The 19,819-nt window shown below is 70.8% G+C and carries 16 protein-coding genes, 1 tRNA gene and 1 riboswitch; of the genes, 11 read left to right on the forward strand and 6 right to left on the reverse strand.

Annotation, left to right across the window (positions count from 1 at the left end; genetic code table 11):
* Position 1: 1 nt before the first annotated feature.
* The gene (locus tag ACU6WZ_RS17335) at positions 2-901 is read right to left on the reverse strand and encodes a class I SAM-dependent methyltransferase (protein WP_447028952.1); all 900 of its coding nucleotides are present in this window, start codon (positions 899-901) and stop codon (positions 2-4) included.
* 683 nt (positions 902-1,584) lie between these two features.
* Between ACU6WZ_RS17335 and ACU6WZ_RS17340 the strand changes: the two genes are divergently transcribed.
* From ACU6WZ_RS17340 to ACU6WZ_RS17380, 9 genes are all read left to right on the forward strand, one after another.
* Entirely contained in the window at positions 1,585-2,247 is a 663-nt protein-coding gene (locus ACU6WZ_RS17340; RefSeq protein ID WP_447028953.1) for a SurA N-terminal domain-containing protein, read from the forward strand.
* Positions 2,248-2,301: 54 nt separating this feature from the next.
* Entirely contained in the window at positions 2,302-3,321 is a 1,020-nt protein-coding gene (locus ACU6WZ_RS17345; protein ID WP_447028954.1) for a nucleoside triphosphate pyrophosphohydrolase, read from the forward strand.
* Positions 3,322-3,414: 93 nt separating this feature from the next.
* Positions 3,415-4,680: a cytochrome P450 family protein gene (locus tag ACU6WZ_RS17350; RefSeq protein ID WP_447028955.1), complete on the forward strand. Its 1,266-nt coding sequence runs from the start codon at positions 3,415-3,417 to the stop codon at positions 4,678-4,680.
* A gap of 113 nt (positions 4,681-4,793) precedes the next feature.
* The gene (locus ACU6WZ_RS17355; protein ID WP_447028956.1) at positions 4,794-5,774 is read left to right on the forward strand and encodes a transglycosylase family protein; all 981 of its coding nucleotides are present in this window, start codon (positions 4,794-4,796) and stop codon (positions 5,772-5,774) included.
* A gap of 267 nt (positions 5,775-6,041) precedes the next feature.
* Positions 6,042-6,213, forward strand: a riboswitch (cyclic di-AMP (ydaO/yuaA leader).
* Between the two features lie 3 nt (positions 6,214-6,216).
* Positions 6,217-6,957 (forward strand): transglycosylase family protein, encoded by a 741-nt coding sequence (locus tag ACU6WZ_RS17360; RefSeq protein WP_447028957.1) that lies wholly within the window; start codon positions 6,217-6,219, stop codon positions 6,955-6,957.
* Between the two features lie 279 nt (positions 6,958-7,236).
* Positions 7,237-8,523 (forward strand): phosphopyruvate hydratase, encoded by a 1,287-nt coding sequence (gene eno, locus ACU6WZ_RS17365; RefSeq protein ID WP_447028958.1) that lies wholly within the window; start codon positions 7,237-7,239, stop codon positions 8,521-8,523.
* Positions 8,524-8,616: 93 nt separating this feature from the next.
* The gene (locus ACU6WZ_RS17370) at positions 8,617-9,093 is read left to right on the forward strand and encodes an FtsB family cell division protein (protein WP_447028959.1); all 477 of its coding nucleotides are present in this window, start codon (positions 8,617-8,619) and stop codon (positions 9,091-9,093) included.
* Positions 9,094-9,189: 96 nt separating this feature from the next.
* Entirely contained in the window at positions 9,190-9,759 is a 570-nt protein-coding gene (locus ACU6WZ_RS17375; RefSeq protein ID WP_447028960.1) for a DUF501 domain-containing protein, read from the forward strand.
* Positions 9,756-10,748, forward strand: coding sequence for a Ppx/GppA phosphatase family protein (locus tag ACU6WZ_RS17380; protein WP_447028961.1), 993 nt, complete (start codon positions 9,756-9,758; stop codon positions 10,746-10,748). The genes ACU6WZ_RS17375 and ACU6WZ_RS17380 overlap by 4 nt, the downstream gene beginning before the upstream one ends.
* A 51-nt stretch (positions 10,749-10,799) precedes the next feature.
* On the opposite strand, the gene ACU6WZ_RS17385 is transcribed toward ACU6WZ_RS17380, so the two are convergent.
* Both ACU6WZ_RS17385 and ACU6WZ_RS17390 read right to left on the reverse strand, forming a co-directional pair.
* Positions 10,800-11,069 carry a type II toxin-antitoxin system RelE family toxin gene (locus ACU6WZ_RS17385; RefSeq protein ID WP_447028962.1) on the reverse strand — a complete coding sequence of 90 codons (270 nt, stop codon included), beginning with the start codon at positions 11,067-11,069 and terminating at the stop codon, positions 10,800-10,802.
* Entirely contained in the window at positions 11,066-11,338 is a 273-nt protein-coding gene (locus ACU6WZ_RS17390; protein WP_447028963.1) for a type II toxin-antitoxin system Phd/YefM family antitoxin, read from the reverse strand. The genes ACU6WZ_RS17385 and ACU6WZ_RS17390 overlap by 4 nt, the downstream gene beginning before the upstream one ends.
* A gap of 452 nt (positions 11,339-11,790) precedes the next feature.
* Here ACU6WZ_RS17390 and ACU6WZ_RS17395 point away from each other — a divergent pair, with 452 nt between their 5' ends.
* The gene (locus ACU6WZ_RS17395) at positions 11,791-13,191 is read left to right on the forward strand and encodes an NAD(P)/FAD-dependent oxidoreductase (RefSeq protein WP_447028964.1); all 1,401 of its coding nucleotides are present in this window, start codon (positions 11,791-11,793) and stop codon (positions 13,189-13,191) included.
* Positions 13,192-13,421: 230 nt separating this feature from the next.
* Here the strand turns inward: ACU6WZ_RS17395 and ACU6WZ_RS17400 are convergent, their stop codons facing one another.
* Complete coding sequence (locus tag ACU6WZ_RS17400; RefSeq protein ID WP_447028965.1) at positions 13,422-15,962, reverse strand: ABC transporter permease; 2,541 nt, start codon at positions 15,960-15,962, stop codon at positions 13,422-13,424.
* A gap of 76 nt (positions 15,963-16,038) precedes the next feature.
* Entirely contained in the window at positions 16,039-16,806 is a 768-nt protein-coding gene (locus ACU6WZ_RS17405; protein WP_447028966.1) for an ABC transporter ATP-binding protein, read from the reverse strand.
* Between the two features lie 417 nt (positions 16,807-17,223).
* Here ACU6WZ_RS17405 and ACU6WZ_RS17410 point away from each other — a divergent pair.
* Positions 17,224-17,308, forward strand: a tRNA-Leu gene (locus ACU6WZ_RS17410).
* 63 nt (positions 17,309-17,371) lie between these two features.
* On the opposite strand, the gene ACU6WZ_RS17415 is transcribed toward ACU6WZ_RS17410, so the two are convergent.
* Entirely contained in the window at positions 17,372-19,807 is a 2,436-nt protein-coding gene (locus ACU6WZ_RS17415; protein ID WP_447028967.1) for a SpoIIE family protein phosphatase, read from the reverse strand.
* Between the last annotated feature and the right edge of the window lie 12 nt (positions 19,808-19,819).

The raw sequence follows: 19,819 nt of genomic DNA on the forward strand, positions 1-19,819 counted from the left end.
GTCAGCGGGCGCGCAGGAACGCGGACGTGGCGACCCGCCCCACCATCGTCAGCCGGCTGTCACCGCGCGCCAGGTGCTTGTCCAGCGCGTCCTTCACACCGGGCCACCGCTTGTCCCCGAAATCGTCGAGCACGACGACCCCGCCGGGCGCGGCGATCGACTCCACCCACTCCAGGTCGGCGAGCACCCCCTCGAACGAATGATCGCCGTCGACCACGATCACGCCGTACGTACGGTCGGAGACCTCGGCCCGCACCTCCGGGTCCCCCGAGAACCCCTGCCGGATACGCGCCTCGGCACCCGGTCGCCCACCGAGCGCCAGGTTCGCCCGTACGACGTCCTCGCGCACCGGCGTCCCCGTCGGCTCCTCGTGGTCGGAGGTGCCGGGCTGGAGCTGCGAGCCCGCCAGCGGATCGACGATCGTCAGCGCCGCCTCGACACCGCGGCGGTGCAGCATCCGCATCAGCGCGGCCGCGAACAGCCCGTGCAGCGTGCCGATCTCCAGTACGTCGAGATCCGTGCCCTCCGGCCGCGCCAGCAGCGGAACGGTCGCGAGCTTGCCGCACACATTGGACGTACCGCCGGCCATCCGCCCGACGCCGAGCGCCTCCAGCGCCACCACATTGCGATAGGCGACGGTCACGTTGCGGCGCGCGTGGTCATCGGTGCCCGTCACATGCCCGACCTGCCGCACGAGCGCGTCGATCTGTTCCGGCGTCGGCATCCGGTGCTGACCACGCCCGGTCCGATCGAGCAACAGACTGAGCCCGTACTGCCGACGCCGGAGTTCCTCGATCTCGTTTCTCAGCCCTTGCGCGTGACGTGAGATGCGCTGGTCGACGAGCGCGGCGACGGGGCGCAGAGCCCACCTCGTCAGCCGGTTGCGCAGCAGAGATGGCATGCGGATTTCGCCTCTGGCCTCGGTCCTGTGGGTAGCCGACCGTAAGCGGTAACTCATGCCGCTCAGACAACGACGACATGTGCGGCAGATGAAATCCTCATGCAGCTCCCGCCCCGCCGCTTCGGAGCACACTTCCAACTCCCCGAGGTGCCGGGGCGCTCCCCGCAGGGTTTCGAACACAGTGGCGGCGCTTCGGAGCACCCCGCCCAGCTTCCCGAGGTGCCGGGAGGGGACGTGTCGGGGCGCTCCCCGCAGGGTGTCGAACGCAGAGTGGCCGCACAGAGCAACCCCGCCGAACGTTCGGCACCCGAGGAGACGCCCCGGCACGGCACCGACCCCGAACCTCCGGCCCGCCGCCGACCCCACCGCCCCCAAGAGACCGCGCATCCCCGAACCCGCACGAATCGTTGGGCGAATCAGTGGCCCGGACCAGTCCGACTGCCTAACGGCCTGGTGCGCGATAGGGGACGGGCCCGCGACGCCGGCTACGGCACCTCGCCGCGCTGGCGAAACGCCCTGATAGCTCCGCTATGAGGACGCTCCGCCGCCTTGCGATGCACCGCTTCCGACGCCGCGGGCTGATCCGCCCCCTATCGCGCACCAGGCCGTAACATCCATCATCGCAAGGTCGTTCGTCGCACTTTCGTAGCCATTACCGCACGATCACCGCCGGGAGGCACCCTTTGCACCGCCGCCGTCGCACCGCGTTCTCCCTCTCCGCCGCCCTGCTGGCCGCGGCGCCGTTCCTCGCCGCGTGCGGCAACGAGGCACATCCAGGAGCCGCGGCCGTCGTGGGCGGCGGCCGTATCGAGGTCTCCGCCCTCCAGGCGCAGGTCGAGGACGTGCGTGAGGCCCAGCAGGCCTCCCCGCAGGCGGCCCAGATGATCGGCGCGACCGGTCAGCTCGGCCGCGCCAAGCTGTACGACCTCGTCGTCGACCGGATCGTGCAGCGCGCCGCCGACGACGCGGGCGCCACGGCGAGCCGCAAGGAGGTCCAGGCCGCGCGGGCGGAGGCGGCCCGGCAGGCGGGCGGCGAGAAGCAGCTCGCCGCGATGTACCTCCAGCAGCGCGGGGTGGCCCCCGACCAGATCGACGCCGCGCTCCGCCGGGACGTGCTCGTCGGCAAGCTCGCCGCCGCGATCGGGGCGACGAACTCACCCGAGGGCCAGCAGAAGGTGAATGAGGCGTTCGTCGCCGCGTCCAAGTCGCTGAACATCGACGTCAACCCGCGCTACGGCACCTGGGACGACCAGAAGATGCAGCTCGGCGACTACAAGGCCCCGTGGATCACCCAGGTCACCAAGGAGGACACCCCGGAGGCCCCGGCCGCCCCCGAGGGCGCGTAGGCGCACCCCGCCCCGGCCCGACCGGTTGTCGGACGGCCGGGGTACTTTCGAAGGGTGACCAGCGAAACTCCCGCACCCACCCCCGCCACCCCCGGCCGCATCGTCCTCCTCACCGCCAGCCACCGCGTGGCCCCCGGCCTGCTGTCCTGGCCCGCCTGGCAGACGCTGCGCACCGCCGACCTGGTGCTGTGCGCCGACGCGGAGCACCCGCAGCTGCCGTACCTGCGCGAGGCCGGCGTCGCCGTCGAGCACGCGGCGCCGACCGCGCAGCAGCTGGTCGACGCGTGCGCGGGGGACCGCACCATCGTCGTCATCCCTGCGGGTGAGGCCGGCTCCGGTGCGGGCGACCAGGCCCTGACCGACGGCCTCGCCCGGCTGGCCGGGTCCGGCAGGGTCCAGATGCCGGACCTGGAGCTGCTCCCGGGCTCGTACGACCTGCCGGGCGCCCGCCTGCTCGACCTGATCCAGGTCATGGACCGCATTCGCCTCGCGTGCCCGTGGTCCTCGCAGCAGACCCACAAGGGCCTCGCGAAGTACGGCATCGAGGAGGCGTACGAACTCGTCGAGGCGATCGAGGACGGCGACCGCGACGAGCTACGGGAGGAACTCGGCGACGTACTGCTCCAGGTCGTCTTCCACGCGCGCATCGCGCAGGAGGACGCCGAAGCCCCGTTCTCCATCGACGACGTGGCGGGCACGATCGTCGACAAGCTCATTCACCGCCACCCGCACGTCTTCGGCGACGAGACGGCCGAGACGCCGGAGGAGGTCAAGGCGCACTGGCTGCGTACGAAAGCGGTCGAGAAGCAGCGCGACTCGGTCACGGACGGCGTCCCCCTCGGCCAGCCCGGCCTCGCGCTCGCCGCGAAGCTGTCCTCACGCGTACGGAGCGCGGACCTGGACGTCACGCTCCCGACGGGCGAAGGCGCCGGCTACGAACTCCTGGCCCTGGCGGTACGGGCGGAGGCGGCCGGTGTCGACCCGGAGGCGGCCCTGCGCGCCGCGGCCCGCGCGTACCGCGACGCGATCCTGACGGCGGAGGCGGCAGCGGCGGCGGAGACAACGCCCCGGTGACCGGCGCCCCGCCCCGCCGCCGGGGCCCGCTCCTCGATCACCGGACAGGCACTCACGCGGCCTGAGAAACGCGCGGCGGCTACTGTCGGGGGCATGCCGGACCAGCCCGTACCCCCCGCTCCAGACCTGTTCACCTGGGAGTTCGCCACCGACCCCTATCCGGCGTACGCCTGGTTGCGCGAGCACGCCCCCGTGCACCGCACCACCCTCCCCAGCGGGGTCGACGCGTGGCTGGTGACCCGGTACGCCGATGCCCGGCAGGCGCTCGCCGACCTCCGGCTGTCCAAGGACCCGGCCCACCACGCCGGATCGGCGCACGCCAAGGGCAGAACGGGCATCCCGGGCGAGCGTAAGGCCGACCTGATGACGCATCTGCTGAACATCGACCCGCCGGACCACACCCGGTTGCGGCGCCTGGTCTCCAAGGCGTTCACGCCGCGCACGGTGGCCGCGTTCGCGCCGCGCGTGCAGGAGCTGACCGACCGGCTCATCGACGCGTTCGCGGAGAAGGGAACCGCAGACCTCATCCACGACTTCGCGTTCCCACTCCCCATCTACGCGATCTGCGACCTTCTCGGCGTGCCCCGCGAGGACCAGGACGACTTCCGCGACTGGGCGGGAATGATGATGCGACACATGAAGCCGGGACAGGGCAGCGGTCCCCGTGGCGGTGTCGCCCGCTCGGTCAAGAAGATGCGCGACTACCTCGCCGAACTCATCCACCGCAAGCGCGAGGCCCCGGGCGACGACCTCATCTCGGGCCTGATCCGCGCCAGCGACCACGGCGAGCATCTGACCGAGAACGAGGCCGCCGCCATGGCCTTCATCCTTCTCTTCGCCGGGTTCGAGACGACTGTCAACCTCATCGGCAACGGGGTCTACGCCCTCCTGCGCAACCCGCGTGAACGCGACCGTCTGCAGCGCGCCCTCTCCGCGGGCGACACCGGCCTCCTCGCCACCGGGGTCGAGGAACTCCTGCGGTACGACGGCCCGGTGGAGCTCGCCACGTGGCGGTACGCCACCGAGCCACTCACCCTCGGCGGGCAGGACATCGCCGCCGGCGACCCGGTACTCGTCGTACTCGCCGCCGCCGACCGCGACCCCGACCGCTTCGACGACCCGGACACGCTGGACCTCTCACGACGCGACAACCCGCACCTCGGGTACGGCCACGGCATCCACTACTGCCTCGGCGCCCCCCTCGCCCGACTGGAAGGGCAGACGGCGATCGCGACGCTGCTGCGGCGTCTGCCGGATCTGCGGCTTGCGGTGGAACCGGACGATTTGCGGTGGCGTGGGGGCCTCATCATGCGCGGACTGCGCACGCTGCCGGTGGAGTTCACGCACCACAGCGAGTGACGACGCGTCACATTTGAGACCTTCACGTGATCTCTGCTCCATCGACTTGTGACAGACGTTCGAGTACGGCTACGTTCACCGTCAACCTCAGCCGTCACTCGAAAGGCCACCGCATGCGCTCCGGGAACGGTAGACACCGCCGACCCCGTCAGGCCCCAGCCCTCGTCGTCGCGGCGGGAGTCGCGGGATCGGCCATCGCCATTCCGCTGCTCGGCGCGACCGGCGCGAACGCTGCCGAGGTCACGACCTGGGACCGGGTCGCCGATTGTGAGAGCGGCGGCATGTGGAGCGCCGACCTCGACAACGGCTTCTACGGCGGACTCCAGATCTCGCAGGAGACCTGGTCGAGCTACGGCGGTACGGCCTACGCTCCGCGCGCCGACCTCGCCAGCCGCTCGCAGCAGGTCAAGATCGCCGAGAAGATACTGGCCGCGCAGGGGCCGCAGGCGTGGCCGAGCTGCGCGCTCATCACCGGCCTGACGGACAGTGACAAGGCTGCCCCCGCAGGCGGCTCGGCCGCCACCCCGTCTCCCGGCGAGACGTGGGCCCCGGAGGCGCCGGACGCCCCTGCCGACGGCAAGACCAAGAAGAGCGACGGCACCGACAGCACCGACGGGACCGAAAGCACCGAGAAGAACGGCGACGAGCCCCCGAAGCGCGACGCGTCGGAAGAGCCCGCCGAGCCCGCCCGCTCCGCGCCACCGGCCCAGCCCTCCGCGTCCGACGACGCCCCCGCCGCCGAAGCTGAGGACTCCGAGGCTCCGGCCGACCAGGACGCCTCCTCCAAGGGCAAGCACCGGGGTGAAGAGGCCCCGGAAGGCTCGGGCGACGTAATCGGCGAATCGGGCGAAAAGCGCGAATCGGGGCGCCATGCCTCGCGAGGTGACGCTTCGACACGTGACGGCTCCGGCACCGGAGCCGCTCCGGGCGTCGAGAACGCCGCGTACACCGTCCGCGCCGGCGACAACCTCTGGGCCATCGCCGACGCGCACGAGGTCCCCGGCGGGTGGCCGGCGCTCTACGAGGCCAACGACAAGGCCCTTGGGTCCGATCCGGACCTCATCATCCCTGGCCAGAGCCTCGATCTGGGCTGAAATCGGGGGTTTTTCGGGCCGTAATGTCCCGGTTGGGGCAAGTGAGACAAGGGTCTCTTCGCCTCAACTGGCGTGTCTGGCCCGGATGGTCCGTTTGTGCCCCCTCTGACCTGCGTCGATGAGGGTCGGAGGGGGGCAAGGAAGGGTGGTTGGCCCCCCATGTCCTTCTTTGAACTTCGGAACCTCTTGTGTCTACGGTCTGACCGCTCGCCACCGCGGGCCCCGTCGACCGTCACGCCGAATCCTGCCGTCGGTCGGGGGGAACCGACGCGTAAAGCGCCGTAGGCAGGAGCGGGGGACCCAGGTAAGTGCCGGGCCCGGCCCGTCGAGAGACGGAACGGAACCGGCTTGGGGTTAAGCCGCGCGCTAGGTCGCGCGGCCGGGCAACTCATTGGCCCGAACCCGACAGCTCACCTCGTAGGCGTCGGTGAGGAGATGTCGCATGCTGTTTTCCGGCAAGGCCAAGCACCGTCGCCCGTCCAAGGCCACTCGAATCGCCGCGCTCGCCGGCGTCACCGGCGCCGCTGTCGTCGCCCCGCTGATGGGTGCGTCGACCGCTTCCGCAGCCTCCGTCTCGACCTGGGACGCCGTCGCCCAGTGCGAGTCCGGCGGCAACTGGTCCATCAACACCGGCAACGGCTACTACGGTGGCCTGCAGTTCTCGGCCTCCAGCTGGGCCGCGGCCGGTGGCACGCAGTACGCCCAGACCGCCGACAAGGCGTCGAAGTCGCAGCAGATCGCCACCGCCGAGAAGCTTCTCGACATGCAGGGCCCGGGCGCCTGGGCCTGCGCCGGTGAAGGCGGCCTGACCAACGACGGTGTCGACCCGGGTGTCGACACCTCCGGCTCCTCCGAGCAGAAGTCCCAGCCGGCGCAGCAGCAGCCCGCCGCCCCGCGCGAGACCGAGCAGCCCGCCTCGCGCAGCGAGGTCCGTTCCGAGCCCGAGGCCCAGCCCGAGGCCCAGCCCAAGGCGCAGCCGAAGGCCGAGACGGCTCAGCCCGCCGCGCCGAAGAGCTTCGAGAAGGGCGACGGCGAGTACAAGGTGAAGTCCGGCGACACCCTCGGCAAGATCGCCAAGGCCGAGAAGGTCAAGGGCGGCTGGGAGAAGGTCTTCGAGCTGAACAAGGACATCGTCAGCGACGCCGATGTCATCTACCCGGGCCAGCAGCTGCACCTCAGCTGATCGGCTGACCCGGAACCCCGAGCACCCCGGCACGGCGCGCCTTCCCCCCCGAACGCGCCGGGCCGGGGTTTCGGCGTTACCGCCCCGGTGCCGTTACCGCCCAGTCCTTGGACCGGGCACGGTGCCGCGCCGCCAAGAGTTCATCCCCTATTACGGGTATTCGGGCGCGTTCCCGTCCCAGCGGGCGAGCGAACGGCAGGCCGCAGCCCGCAAGCCGGATAGGCTCTTGCCGCAAGGCCAAAGCGACCCTGCACCCCTAGCGTCACATCCCAGAAGGAGATGCTCGTGCCGTCCATCGACGTCGTCGTAGCCCGGGAAATCCTGGACTCCCGAGGCAACCCCACGGTCGAGGTCGAGGTCGGCCTCGACGACGGCAGCACCGGTCGTGCTGCTGTCCCCTCCGGTGCCTCCACCGGAGCGTTCGAGGCCATTGAGCTTCGCGACGGTGACCCCAGCCGCTACCACGGCAAGGGTGTCGAGAAGGCCGTCCTCGCCGTCATCGAGCAGATCGGCCCGGAGCTCGTCGGTTACGACGCCACCGAGCAGCGCCTGATCGACCAGGCGATGTTCGACCTGGACGCCACCGAGAACAAGGCATCCCTTGGCGCCAACGCCATCCTCGGCGTCTCCCTGGCCGTCGCGCACGCCGCCTCCGAGGCCTGCGACCTGCCGCTGTTCCGCTACCTGGGTGGCCCGAACGCGCACCTGCTGCCCGTGCCGATGATGAACATCCTCAACGGTGGGTCGCACGCCGACTCCAACGTCGACATCCAGGAGTTCATGATCGCGCCGATCGGCGCCGAGTCGTTCTCCGAGGCCCTGCGCTGGGGCACGGAGGTCTACCACACCCTCAAGTCCGTCCTGAAGACCAAGGGCCTGTCCACCGGCCTCGGCGACGAGGGCGGCTTCGCCCCGAACCTGGACTCCAACCGCGCCGCGCTCGACCTCATCCTTGAGGCCATCAAGCAGGCCGGTTACGTCCCGGGCGAGCAGATCGCGCTCGCGCTCGACGTCGCCGCGTCCGAGTTCTACAAGGACGGCAGCTACGAGTTCGAGGGCAAGTCCCGCTCGGCCGCCGAGATGACGGAGTACTACGAGGAGCTCGTGGCGGCGTACCCGCTCGTCTCCATCGAGGACCCGCTCTTCGAGGACGACTGGGCCGGCTGGAAGATCCTCACCGACAAGCTGGGCAGCAAGGTCCAGATCGTCGGCGACGACCTCTTCGTCACCAACCCGGAGCGCCTGGCCCGCGGCATCGAGGAAGGCGCCGCCAACTCGCTGCTCGTCAAGGTCAACCAGATCGGTTCGCTGACCGAGACCCTGGACGCCGTCGAGCTGGCCCAGCGCAACGGCTTCAAGTGCATGATGTCGCACCGCTCCGGCGAGACCGAGGACGTCACCATCGCCGACCTCGCCGTCGCCACCAACTGCGGCCAGATCAAGACCGGCGCCCCGGCCCGCTCCGAGCGCGTCGCCAAGTACAACCAGCTGCTGCGCATCGAGGAGATCCTCGACGACGCGGCCGTGTACGCGGGCCGCAGCGCGTTCCCGCGCTTCAAGGCCTAACGGCACCCGCACCACAGCCAGTCGTACGTACGTCCCCGCACTCGGTCCCGTACCGTGTGCGGGGACGTATGCGCGTGAAGGGGAGGCGGGGACATGGCCGCGAAGGACCGGGATCGGTTCTCCACAGCGACCAGGCTCAGGCTGCTCGGCGAGCAGACCGCCGCCCGCGTCTACCGTTCCCAGACCCGCCGTCAGGCCCGTCGCTCCCGGCTCACCGGCCGGGCCGCGCTCCTCGTCCTGGTCCTGTGCTCGCTGATCGTGGCGCTTGCCTACCCGATGCGGCAGTACGTGTCGCAGCGCGGCGAGATCGCCGACGAGCAGCGGCGGATGCAGGAGGCCGGCCGGCGCGTCGAAGAGCTCCGTGACGAGAAGGCCCGGCTCAAGGACGACGCGTACGTCGAGCGGCTGGCCCGCGAGCACCTGCACCTGGTGCGGCCGGGGGAGACGGGCTTCATCGTCTTCGACCCCGAGGCCCGCGAGCGGCGCCGCGACGACCTGGGGGACGCGGACCGCCCCTGGTACACCAACCTGTGGGACGGCGTGGACCAGGCCGACCGCAGGCAGCAGTAGCCACACACGCTGTTCGCAGCCACCCACCGCCCCCACGCACCCGACGCACCCGACGCACCCGACGCACCCGACGAACACGAAGGCACGTACGCACGCATGGACGCCGCACCCCCGACCACCCCGCGCACCGAGCCCACCGAGGTGGACATCGCCGCGTTCAAGCTCCAGCTGGGCCGCCCGCCGCGTGGGCTGCGCGCCATCGCGCACCGTTGCCCGTGCGGGCAGCCGGACGTGGTCGAGACGGCCCCGCGGCTGGAGGACGGCACACCGTTCCCGACGCTGTACTACCTCACCTGCCCGCGCGCCGCCTCCGCGATCGGCACCCTCGAAGGCTCCGGCCTGATGAAGCAGATGCAGGACCGTCTCGCCGAGGACCCGGAGCTGGCCGCCGCCTACCGCGCCGCCCACGAGGACTACATCGGGCGCCGCGACGCGATCGAGGTCCTCCAGGGCTTCCCCAGCGCGGGCGGCATGCCGGACCGGGTGAAGTGCCTGCATGTCCTGGTCGGGCACGCATTGGTGGCCGGTCCAGGCGTGAACCCGTTCGGTGACGAGGTGATCGCGTTGCTGCCCGAGTGGTGGGCGAAGGGCGCGTGCGTGACGCCGTGCGCCGACCGGGCCGGCCAGACCGGCCAGACCGTGACCGCTCAGGAGGACGCCAAGTGACCCGCGTCGCCGCCGTCGACTGCGGTACGAACTCCATCCGGCTGCTCGTCGCGGACGCGACGGTGCCCGACGGCGCCTCCGACAGCGCCTCGGGCGAGGGAGCGGCCGCCGGCGAACTCGTCGAGCTCGACCGGCGGATGCAGATCGTCCGCCTCGGCCAGGGCGTGGACCGCACCGGCCGCCTCGCCCCCGAGGCGTTGGAACGTACCTTCGCCGCCTGCCGGGAGTACGCCGACGTCATCAAGGCGCACGGCGCCGAGAAGATCAGGTTCGTCGCCACCTCTGCGTCCCGCGACGCCGAGAACCGGGACGAGTTCGTCCGCGGAGTCCTCGGCATCCTGGGCGTCCAGCCCGAGGTGATCACCGGCGAGCAGGAGGCCGAGCTCTCCTTCACCGGTGCCACACGGGAGCTGTCGGGCCGCGACGACCTGACGGGCCCCTACCTCGTCGTGGACATCGGCGGCGGCTCCACCGAGTTCGTCGTGGGCGAGGACCGGGTGCACGCCTCCCGCTCCGTCGACATCGGCTGTGTACGGATGACCGAGCGCCACCTGGTGCGGGACGGCGTCGTCTCCGACCCGCCCACGACAGGCCAGATCGCCGCCATACGGGCCGACATCCGGGCCGCGCTCGACCTGGCCGAGGAGACGGTGCCGCTGCGCGCGGCGCACACCCTGGTCGGGCTGGCGGGTTCGGTGACGACCGTGGCCGCGATCGCGCTGGGCCTCGACGCGTACGACTCGGCGGCGATCCACCACTCACGGATCTCCCGCGAGCGGGTCGAGGAGATCGTCGGCGGCCTGCTGGTGGCGACGCATGCCGAGCGGGCCGCGATCCCCGTGATGCACCCAGGCCGGGTGGACGTGATCGGGCCGGGCGGGCTCGTACTCCTGGAGATCATGGAGCGGACCGGGGCCCGGGAAGTCGTGGTGAGCGAGCACGACATTCTGGACGGAATCGCTTGGCATGCCGCACTCGACGAGGAGTGACCCTCCGGCTGTGGAGGCGGCCCGGAGCCGCGCGCTCCGGGCCGCCTGGTCTCAGATGTTGCGGCAGACGTCGCGCCGGTCGCCCACCTTGACGACGAGGATGAGGAGCTCGCCGTCTTCGACCTGGTAGGCGACCCGGTAGTTGCCGACCCGGAGCCGATAGAGGCCCGATGGGCCGGTGAGCTTCTTCGTGTCGGCGTCCTCGCGGTACGGATCGTCGCCGAGCGCGGTCAGCGCGGCAAGGATGCGCATGGCGGCGGGCCGGTCGATGGCTCGAAGCTGCCGCTGTGCCGCTGTGGTGAACCGGAAGGCGTACTTCACGCTACGTCTTCGGTGCGCTCGGCGAACAAATCTGCCAGCAGCCCGGCCATAGTCACCGTCGGGCCGCCCTGGGCCAAAACCGCTTCCGCCTCTCGGGCCAGCAGCACGTCGGCTGCCTGCTCCAGCGCGTCGAAGTCCGCGATCGGCACCACGGCCGCGACGGGCTGGCCGTTGCGGGTGATCACCGTAGGCGTGCCCTCCTCGGCACGATTGATGTGGTCCGCCAGGTGTGCGCGGGCTTCCCGTACAGTCACAGTGCTCTCAGCCATAAGGGAAGTGTACGCACGGCTGTGTACACGTGCTCGGGGAAGTGAGTGACGCTTTGGAGGCGATCCTCGGCGGCATCGCCTGAGGCGAGCCCTCGCCCGGACGCCGCGAACGAACTTCGTGAAGTTCTTCACAAGGAATAGGGCCTGCTGGGCCGCCGATCGGTGCTCTGCCGGGGGTCCGGGGCCATTCAGGGTGGCCAACTCGCCTCAGGCGCTCCCATTTCGGACCGGCCCCGGCGCCTTGCGTCGGGGCCGGACCGGCCAGTGGTACACCCCCCGAAACCGCCTGTGCCAGCAGCTCACGAGGGGTTTCCAACGTCCCGCCGCACACCGTGGTTCCCCCGCGACGTCATGACCTCGATCACGTGGGCGGCGGAGTGTAGCAGAAGGTGCCGAAGAGCTTGTGAAGGGGCTCACGAGCCACCCCCCTGGACGGGTGGATACTCGATGGCATGAGCACCACGGAGCGTCCCAGGATCCTCGTAGTAGGCGGTGGGTACGTAGGCCTGTACGCAGCTCGACGCATTCTCAAGAAGATGCGTTACGCGGAAGCGACCGTCACGGTCGTCGACCCGCGCTCGTACATGACGTACCAGCCCTTCCTCCCCGAAGCCGCCGCCGGCAGCATCTCGCCGAGGCACGTCGTCGTACCGCTGCGACGCGTCCTGCCCAAGGCCGAGGTGCTCACCGGTCGGGTCACGACCATCGATCAGGACCGCAAGGTCGCCACGATCTCGCCGCTGGTCGGCGAGGCGTACGAGCTGCCCTTCGACTACCTGGTCGTCGCGCTCGGCGCGGTCTCCCGCACCTTCCCGATCCCCGGCCTGGCCGAACAGGGCATCGGTATGAAGGGCGTCGAGGAGGCCATCGGCCTGCGCAACCACGTCCTTGAGCAGCTCGACAAGGCCGACTCCACGACCGACGAGGACGTCCGCCGCAAGGCGCTCACGTTCGTCTTCGTGGGTGGCGGCTTCGCCGGCGCCGAGACCATCGGCGAGGTCGAGGACATGGCCCGCGACGCGGCCAAGTACTACTCCAGCGTCAAGCGCGAGGACATGCGCTTCCTGCTGGTCGACGTGGCCGACAAGATCCTCCCCGAGGTCGGGCCCGAGCTCGGCAAGTGGGGCCGCGAGCACCTGGAGAGCCGGGGCATCGAGGTCTACCTCAAGACCGGCATGGACTCCTGCGTGGACGGCCACGTGGTGCTGAACAACGGCCTCGCGGTCGACTCCAGCACGATCGTGTGGACGGCCGGCGTGAAGCCGAACCCGGCGCTCGCCCGTTACGGCCTGCCGCTCGGCCCGCGCGGTCACGTGGACACGCAGACGACGCTCCAGGTGCAGGGCTCGGACTACATCTGGGCCGCGGGCGACAACGCCCAGGTGCCGGACGCCGCCGCCCGCAAGGCCGGCGTCGAGAACGCCTGGTGCCCGCCGAACGCCCAGCACGCGCTGCGCCAGGCCAAGGTCCTCGGCGACAACGTCATCTCCGGGATGCGCGGCTTCCCGCAGTCGGAGTACAGCCACGCCAACAAGGGCGCGGTCGCGGGTCTCGGTCTGCACAAGGGCGTCGCGATGATCGTCATGGGCAAGGTGAAGATCAAGCTCAAGGGCCGCCTCGCCTGGTACATGCACCGTGGTTACCACGGTCTGGCCGTGCCCACCTGGAACCGCAAGATCCGCGTCGTCGCCGACTGGACGCTCGCGATGTTCCTCAAGCGCGAGGTCGTCTCGCTCGGCGCCATGGAGACTCCGCGCGAGGAGTTCTACGAGGCCGCCAAGCCGGCGCCGCTCGCGGCCGCCAAGGCGTCCGCGAGCGTTCCCGCCGAGGGCGAGAAGGCCAAGGCGTCCTGACACGGGACGCCCTGCGGGCCGCTGTGAAGCGGTAACCGGAAGCACAGCGCAGCCCGAAGGGGCCGCCCGCCATCCGTGGTGCGGGCGGCCCCTTCGGCGTACCGCAGCGCGGTACGGAAGGCCACGGAAGGCCGGCGGGCCGGGCCACCGAAGCACTAAGCGGAAGGCCCGGCCCCCGCCGAGTGGTTCGGTGGGGGCCGGGCCGTGGGGGTGCGTATGCCGCCGCCCCGTTACTCCGCCTTGATCGCCGCCAGCATGTTCAGCTTCGCCGCGCTGCGCGCCGGCCACATCGCGGCCAGTACGCCCACCACCGCGGCCAGCAGCAGGAAGAGGCCGATCCGGTCCCACGGCAGGACCAGGGCGTAACCCGGCACCTGGTCCTTGACCGTCTGCCCGATGGCCCAGCCGAGGAACGTGCCGAGTCCGACGCCGATCACCGCGCCGAAGAGCGAGATGACCACCGCCTCCAGCCGGATCATCGTCTTGACCTTGCCCCGGTCCAAGCCGATGGCCCGCAGCATGCCGATCTCCTGCTGGCGCTCGAAGACGGACATCGCCAGGGTGTTGATGACACCGAGCACCGCGATCAGCAGGGCCATGCCCAGCAGGCCGTACATGATGTTCAGCATCGTGTTGATCATGCCACCGAACTGGTTGCGGATGTCCTGCTGGTCCAGCGCGCTGATCGCCGGGTTCTGCCCCAGCGCGTCCACCAGCGCCTTCTCGTTCGCCGCGCTCGCGCCGCCGTCCGTCTTCACCCAGATCTCCCGGATGTACGGCTTGGCCTCGTGCGCGACCACCGTCTTCTGGTCGATGAGGACCGGCGAGAGGAACTCGTTGCCCTTGTACGTCGCCCCGACCGTCACCTTCGACTTCTTGCCGTCGGCGAACTCCACCGGGACGCTGTCGCCGACCTTGTAGCCGCGGCTCTTCGCGGTCGCCTCGTCGACCGCGATCCGGCCCTCGGCGAGCGAGTCCAGCGAACCGGAGACCCGCTCGACGTTGATGACCCGCTCGATGTCGCCGGGGGTGACCCCGGACGCCGAGGAGTAGTCGCCGCCCAGCTGGAAGTCGGCAGCGGTCTGTGGGGAGACCGCGGACACGCCCGGCGCCTTCTCCAGCGCGCTGAGCGCCGACTTGTCCAGCGAGCCGCCGCCCGCCATCGAGAACATGTAGTCGGCCTTGACGTTGTCCGTGGTCATCCTGTCCACGGCCCGGCCCATGGTCACGCCGAGCACCGAAAGGCCGGTGACCAGCGTCAGGCCGATCGCCAGCGCGGACGCGGTGGCTCCGGTACGCCGCGGATTGCGCACCGCGTTCTGGCCGGCCAGCGTGCCCGACACCCCGAAGAGCTTGCTGATCAGGGGGCGTACCAGGGCGATCACCGGCCGCGACAGCAGCGGGATCAGCACAATGACGCCGATCAGCGCGAAGAACGCACCGGCGCCGATCAGCATCCGGCCGTCCTTGCCGACGGCCGCGCCGCCGAGGATGCCCGCCGCGCCCAGCAGCGTCACGACGCCGCCGATGGAGTTCCGTACGACCAGCGACTTCGTGGTCGCCACGGCGTGCACGCTGCTCATCGCCGCCACCGGCGGGATCTTCGCGGCCCGCCGTGCGGGCAGCCAGGCGGCGAGCATCGTGACCAGCACGCCGACCGCGAACGCGGCGGCGGCGGCGGTCGGCGAGACGATCAGCGAACCGGCCGGCATCTTCGCGCCGAACATGGACATCGCGGAGCGCAGCCCGGTCGCGAGCCCCAGGCCCAGCGCGAATCCGACCACCGACGCGAGCGCGCCGACGACCATGGCTTCGAGCAGCACCGAGCGCTTGACCTGACGGCGGGAGGCGCCGACGGCGCGCATCAGCGCCAGTTCCTTGGTGCGCTGGGCGACCAGCATGGTGAAGGTGTTGGAGATCAGGAAGATGCCGACGAAGAGCGCTATCGCGGCGAAGCTCAGCAGCACCTGGTTGAGGGCGCTCATGCCCTGCTCGATCATCTCGGCCTGCTCGTCGGCGAGCTGCTCGCCGGTCTTCGCGTCGGCGCCCTTGGGCAGCAGCGGCCGGACCTCGTCGAGCAGCCGCTGCTCGGAGGTGCCCGGGGCGGCCGCGATGTTGACGTCGACGAACCGGCCCGGCGTCAGGTAGAGCTGCTGGGCGACGGGGGTGTCGAAGAGCACCAGCGAGCCGCCGGCGTTGACCTGGCCGTCCTCGGTGGTGAAGACGCCGGAGAGGGTGTACTCCTTCACCGGCCCGTTGGTCGCGACCCGCACGGTGTCGCCGGTCTCGTACTCACCCTTGTCGGCGGTGGCCCGGTCGAGGGCGATCTCGCCGGCCTTCGCCGGGCCCGTGCCGTCGGTGAAGGTGTACGCGGCGTCCCTGCCGTCCTTGCCGGGCTCGAAGTTCGCACCGGTGTTGGACCAGCCGTTGCCGATGAGCTTGCCGTCGGGGTCCGCGACACCGGCGAAACCGGACACGCGGCCGGTCGCGGAGGCGACACCGTCAAGCCCCCGGATCTTCTCCAGGGTCCGGGCATCGATGCCCTGTTCCTTGGAACCGCCGTCGCCGGCGGCTTCGCCGTCCGGGTAGGTGTTGACGGCCACGGAGACGTTCTTGTAGCTCTTCGCCGACTGGTTGCTGTAGGCGGAAGAGAGGGTGTCGGTGAAGACCAGGGTGCCGGAGACGAAGGCCACGCCGAGCATTACGGCGAGCACGGTCATCAGCAGCCTGGCTTTGTGCGCCAGCACATTGCGCAGGGCGGTACGGAGCATGGTCTGAGTCAGTCCTGGAGTGGGGGTTCGGCCGAGGAAGGGTGACGTACGGCTGATACGGGCTGATATGGGCCGGTCAGCTGGTGCGGCCCTTGGAGTCGAACTCCTTCATGCGGTCCAGCACGCCGTCCGCGGTCGGGCCGGTCATCTCGTCGACGATCCGGCCGTCCGCGAGGAAGATCACCCGGTCCGCGTACGACGCCGCCGCCGGGTCGTGGGTCACCATGACAACGGTCTGCCCCAGTTCGCGCACCGAGTTCCGCAGGAAGCCCAGCACCTCGGCGCCCGACCGGGAGTCCAGGTTTCCGGTCGGCTCGTCACCGAAGACGATCTCCGGCCGGCTCGCCAGGGCGCGGGCCACGGCCACCCGCTGCTGCTGGCCGCCGGAGAGCTCGGCGGGGCGGTGGCGCAGCCGGTCGGACAGGCCGACCATGGCGATGACCTGGTCCAGCCACGCCTTGTCGGGCTTGCGGCCCGCGATGTCCATGGGCAGCGTGATGTTCTCGGCGGCGGTGAGCGTCGGCAGCAGGTTGAACGCCTGGAATATGAAACCGATCTTGTCCCGGCGCAGCTGGGTGAGCTGCTTGTCCTTGAGGGTGCCCAGCTCGGTCTCGCCGATCCGCACGGAGCCGGAGCTGAAGGAGTCGAGGCCCGCGACGCAGTGCATCAGCGTCGACTTGCCGGAGCCCGACGGGCCCATGATCGCGGTGAACTCACCCTGCCGGAAGTCCACGGTGACCCGGTCCAGGGCGACCACCTGGGTCTCCCCCTGTCCGTAGACCTTGGACAGTTCCGTGGCGCGTGCTGCCACCGCGGTGGCGCGGTGGGCGGTGGTGGTGGTCACGAGAGGGCACTCCTGTCGGGGACGTTCATACGGACTCCACCATCGTCGCTTCCGATCCGGGCCCGGGGATCAGCCCTCGTGCCCGTTCACGAGGCCCTCTTGAGTCGCACCGGGGTGTCCGGCGGGTCCTCCTTGGGGATGACGCCGCCCCTGAGACGCCCCGACGGCGGCGGCCAAGGTGGCCGGCAAAGAGGCCGGGGAGGTGCACGGACAGTGCACAGGCAGTCGAGTTTCCGTCATTTTCGTAAGCAGCCGTCCACGCCCGCCGACGGTGCCCGGCATGTGCCGACGGCCCCTCGCATGGCCTGACGCACCCTCAGGCGCCCATAAAATAAGACAACATCGCTCAAGTGTTCAGCTGTTCGGGGGAGGCGTCCAGATAGGCTCTGACCCGCGAATTGTGGAGCCGCGCACCTTGCCCGGATGGTGGAATGCAGACACGGCGAGCTTAAACCTCGCTGCCCCTCGGGGCGTGCCGGTTCAAGTCCGGCTCCGGGCACCAGCGGCAGGTACGGCGGCGGGTTCCGCCGGCCCGCGCGTGCCCTGAACGTGACCCGAGCCGGCCCTACATCACCTGGACGCCGATGATGCAGGTGTCGTCGTCCGTGTCCGCCTTGCTGTGGGTGAGCAGGCGGTCCAGTCTCTGGTCCAGGGTCGTGGTGGCGGCCTCCGCGGTGGTGGTGAGGTTCCGCAGCGACTCCTCCAGCGGGTGGTCCTTGCGTTCGACGAGCCCGTCGGTGTACATGAGCAGCGTGTCCTCCCCCGTGAGCTGCACTTCCCCCTCCTCGTACTCGGCCTCCGCGACCGCGCCGAGAAGGATGCCGCCGATCGAGGGCAGCAGGGTGGCTTTCCGGCCGCGTACCAGCACGGGCGGCAGATGGCCCGCGCGGGCCCAGCGCAGGGTGCGGCTCTCGGGGTCGTAGATGCCGCAGACGGCGGTGGCGGTGACCTGCTCGGTGAGGTGGTGGGTCACGAAGTTGAGCCACGTCAGCAGCTGCGCGGGCCCGGCGCCGGTGACAGCCAGGCCGCGCAGCGCGTTGCGGAGCACGATCATGCTGGTGGCCGCTTCTATGCCGTGGCCGGCGATGTCTCCGACGCACAGCAGGATCTGCTTGGAGGGCAGGACGACGGCGTCGTACCAGTCCCCGCCGACGAGATGATCGGTCTCCGCCGGCCGGTAGCGCACGGCCACCCGCAGTCCCAGAGCGTCGAGCGGTGCTTGTGCGGGCGGCATGATGGCGTGCTGGAGTTGCAGGGCCAGCCGGTTGTGCTCGGCCGACTCCGCCACGGTGTGCGCGAGTTGGTCGCGCGTGGCGGCCAGCGCGACCTCGGTCCAGTGCTGCGCGGAGATGTCCTGGAAGGCACCCCTGACCGCGAGCAGCCGCTGGTCGGCGTCGAGCACCGGTTCGGCGACGACGCGGACCTGCCGGGTGATGCCGTCGGGACGCTGGAGCCGGAAGGCCGTCGAAGCGGCGCGCCGGTTGTGGAACAGCGAGCGCAGGAAACGTCCGATGGCGACCGCGTCGTCGGGATGGGCGTGCGCGGGCAGCTTCTCCAGGGGAATGGGGGCGGCGGTGGGGGGAAGGCCGTGCAGCGCGAACAGCTGCCCGTTCCAAGTCACTTCGGCGGTCGCCGTGTTCTCCTCGAACCCGCCGATCCGCCCGAGGCGCTGGGCGTGCTGCAAGAGGTTGGCGAGGCGGGCCGCCTCGTCCTCCATCCGCCACAGCAGCAGGACGCTGCCTCCGTGACGGCTGATGCTGATGTCGGCCACAGCCGCGAGCGGTACCTGATCGACCAGCGCGGTCAGCTTCATGCGGTCGGTGCGAAACGGTTCACCGGTGGCGTAGACCCGCTCGACTCTCTCGAACAGACCGCCGTCGCCGGCCGCCATGGGGTACGCCTCCAGAACCAAGGCGCCGTTGATGGCATGGTGCGGGCGGCCGGCCGGATCGTTGAAGTGCCGGTTGGTGTGGTGGATCCGGAAGTCGGTGAGGCTGCCGTCGGCGTCCAGGTGCGGGAGCAGGACCAGCGCCGGATCGTGCAGCGCCTCAGCCAGGTCGGTCAGTTCCGAGACGTCCTGCCCCGGTGCGGCGAAAGCGGCCTCGAAGCTCTGTGCCGGGCGGGTTTCCAGGGTGTGGGCGCAGAGTTCCGCCAGCGCTTCGATCTGGCGCTGGATACGGGCGGGCTGGGGCGCGAGAGCGTGCGGCCAGCTGATCTCCAGTACGCCCAGAATCCGGCCACCGGTGCCCGCGGGCACCGCCGCCCGGCCGCCGTCCACCGGCTGCCGGCTGCCCAGGGAGGGAACACCGGCCTCGGAGAGCGCCCGTACCCACACCGTTCGGCGTTCGGTCAGCGCGCGCCGGGCGAGGGTCGCCACGCCGGGCGGCACGTAGCGCCAGCGGGCGGCCTCCTCGGCGGTGAAACCGGCGTTGCCCGCGAGAGTGAGCGAGGCGTCGTGGCCCGCGGCCCAGATGGCGACGCCGGTCGCGCCCAGCGGTGCGAGTGCGTGCTGCAGGAGGGATTCGGCCACCGACTGCGTGTCGTCCGCGGCCAGCGCCCCGCTCTCGGCGGTGCGCAGCCGCGCCGCGACGGCAGGGGTGGCCCGGTCGCCCGCCTCCTCGCCGGGGCTTCCGGCGTGGCCGAGGAAGCCCACGGCCACTTCGGCGAGGCGGTCCTGGGCCGCCTGATTGATGATGTCGGCCGCCAGCTCCAGGGTGGACAGGCCGGTCTGTTCGGCCAGCAGGTCGAGCTGGCTGCCCGCCTCGGCGGGACCGCAGTGCAGTCGCTCGACCAGGACCCCCTTGGCCAGCTCGATCAGTGCGCGGCCGTCGGCGGCGGCGTGGGCCGCCCTGACTTCCCGGCGCAGCCGTTCCACGGTGGCGGCCAGCCGGCCGATCGCGGTCGGGCGGTCGTCCTGCCTGGCGGCAGCGCTCAGCGGCCCGTCGCCCCGCACGCCCCGCACGGGCGGCACGGGCTCATCGGACTGCTGAGTGCTGTGCACGGTGGTGCTGCT

The organism is Streptomyces hypolithicus (genome assembly GCF_052934925.1).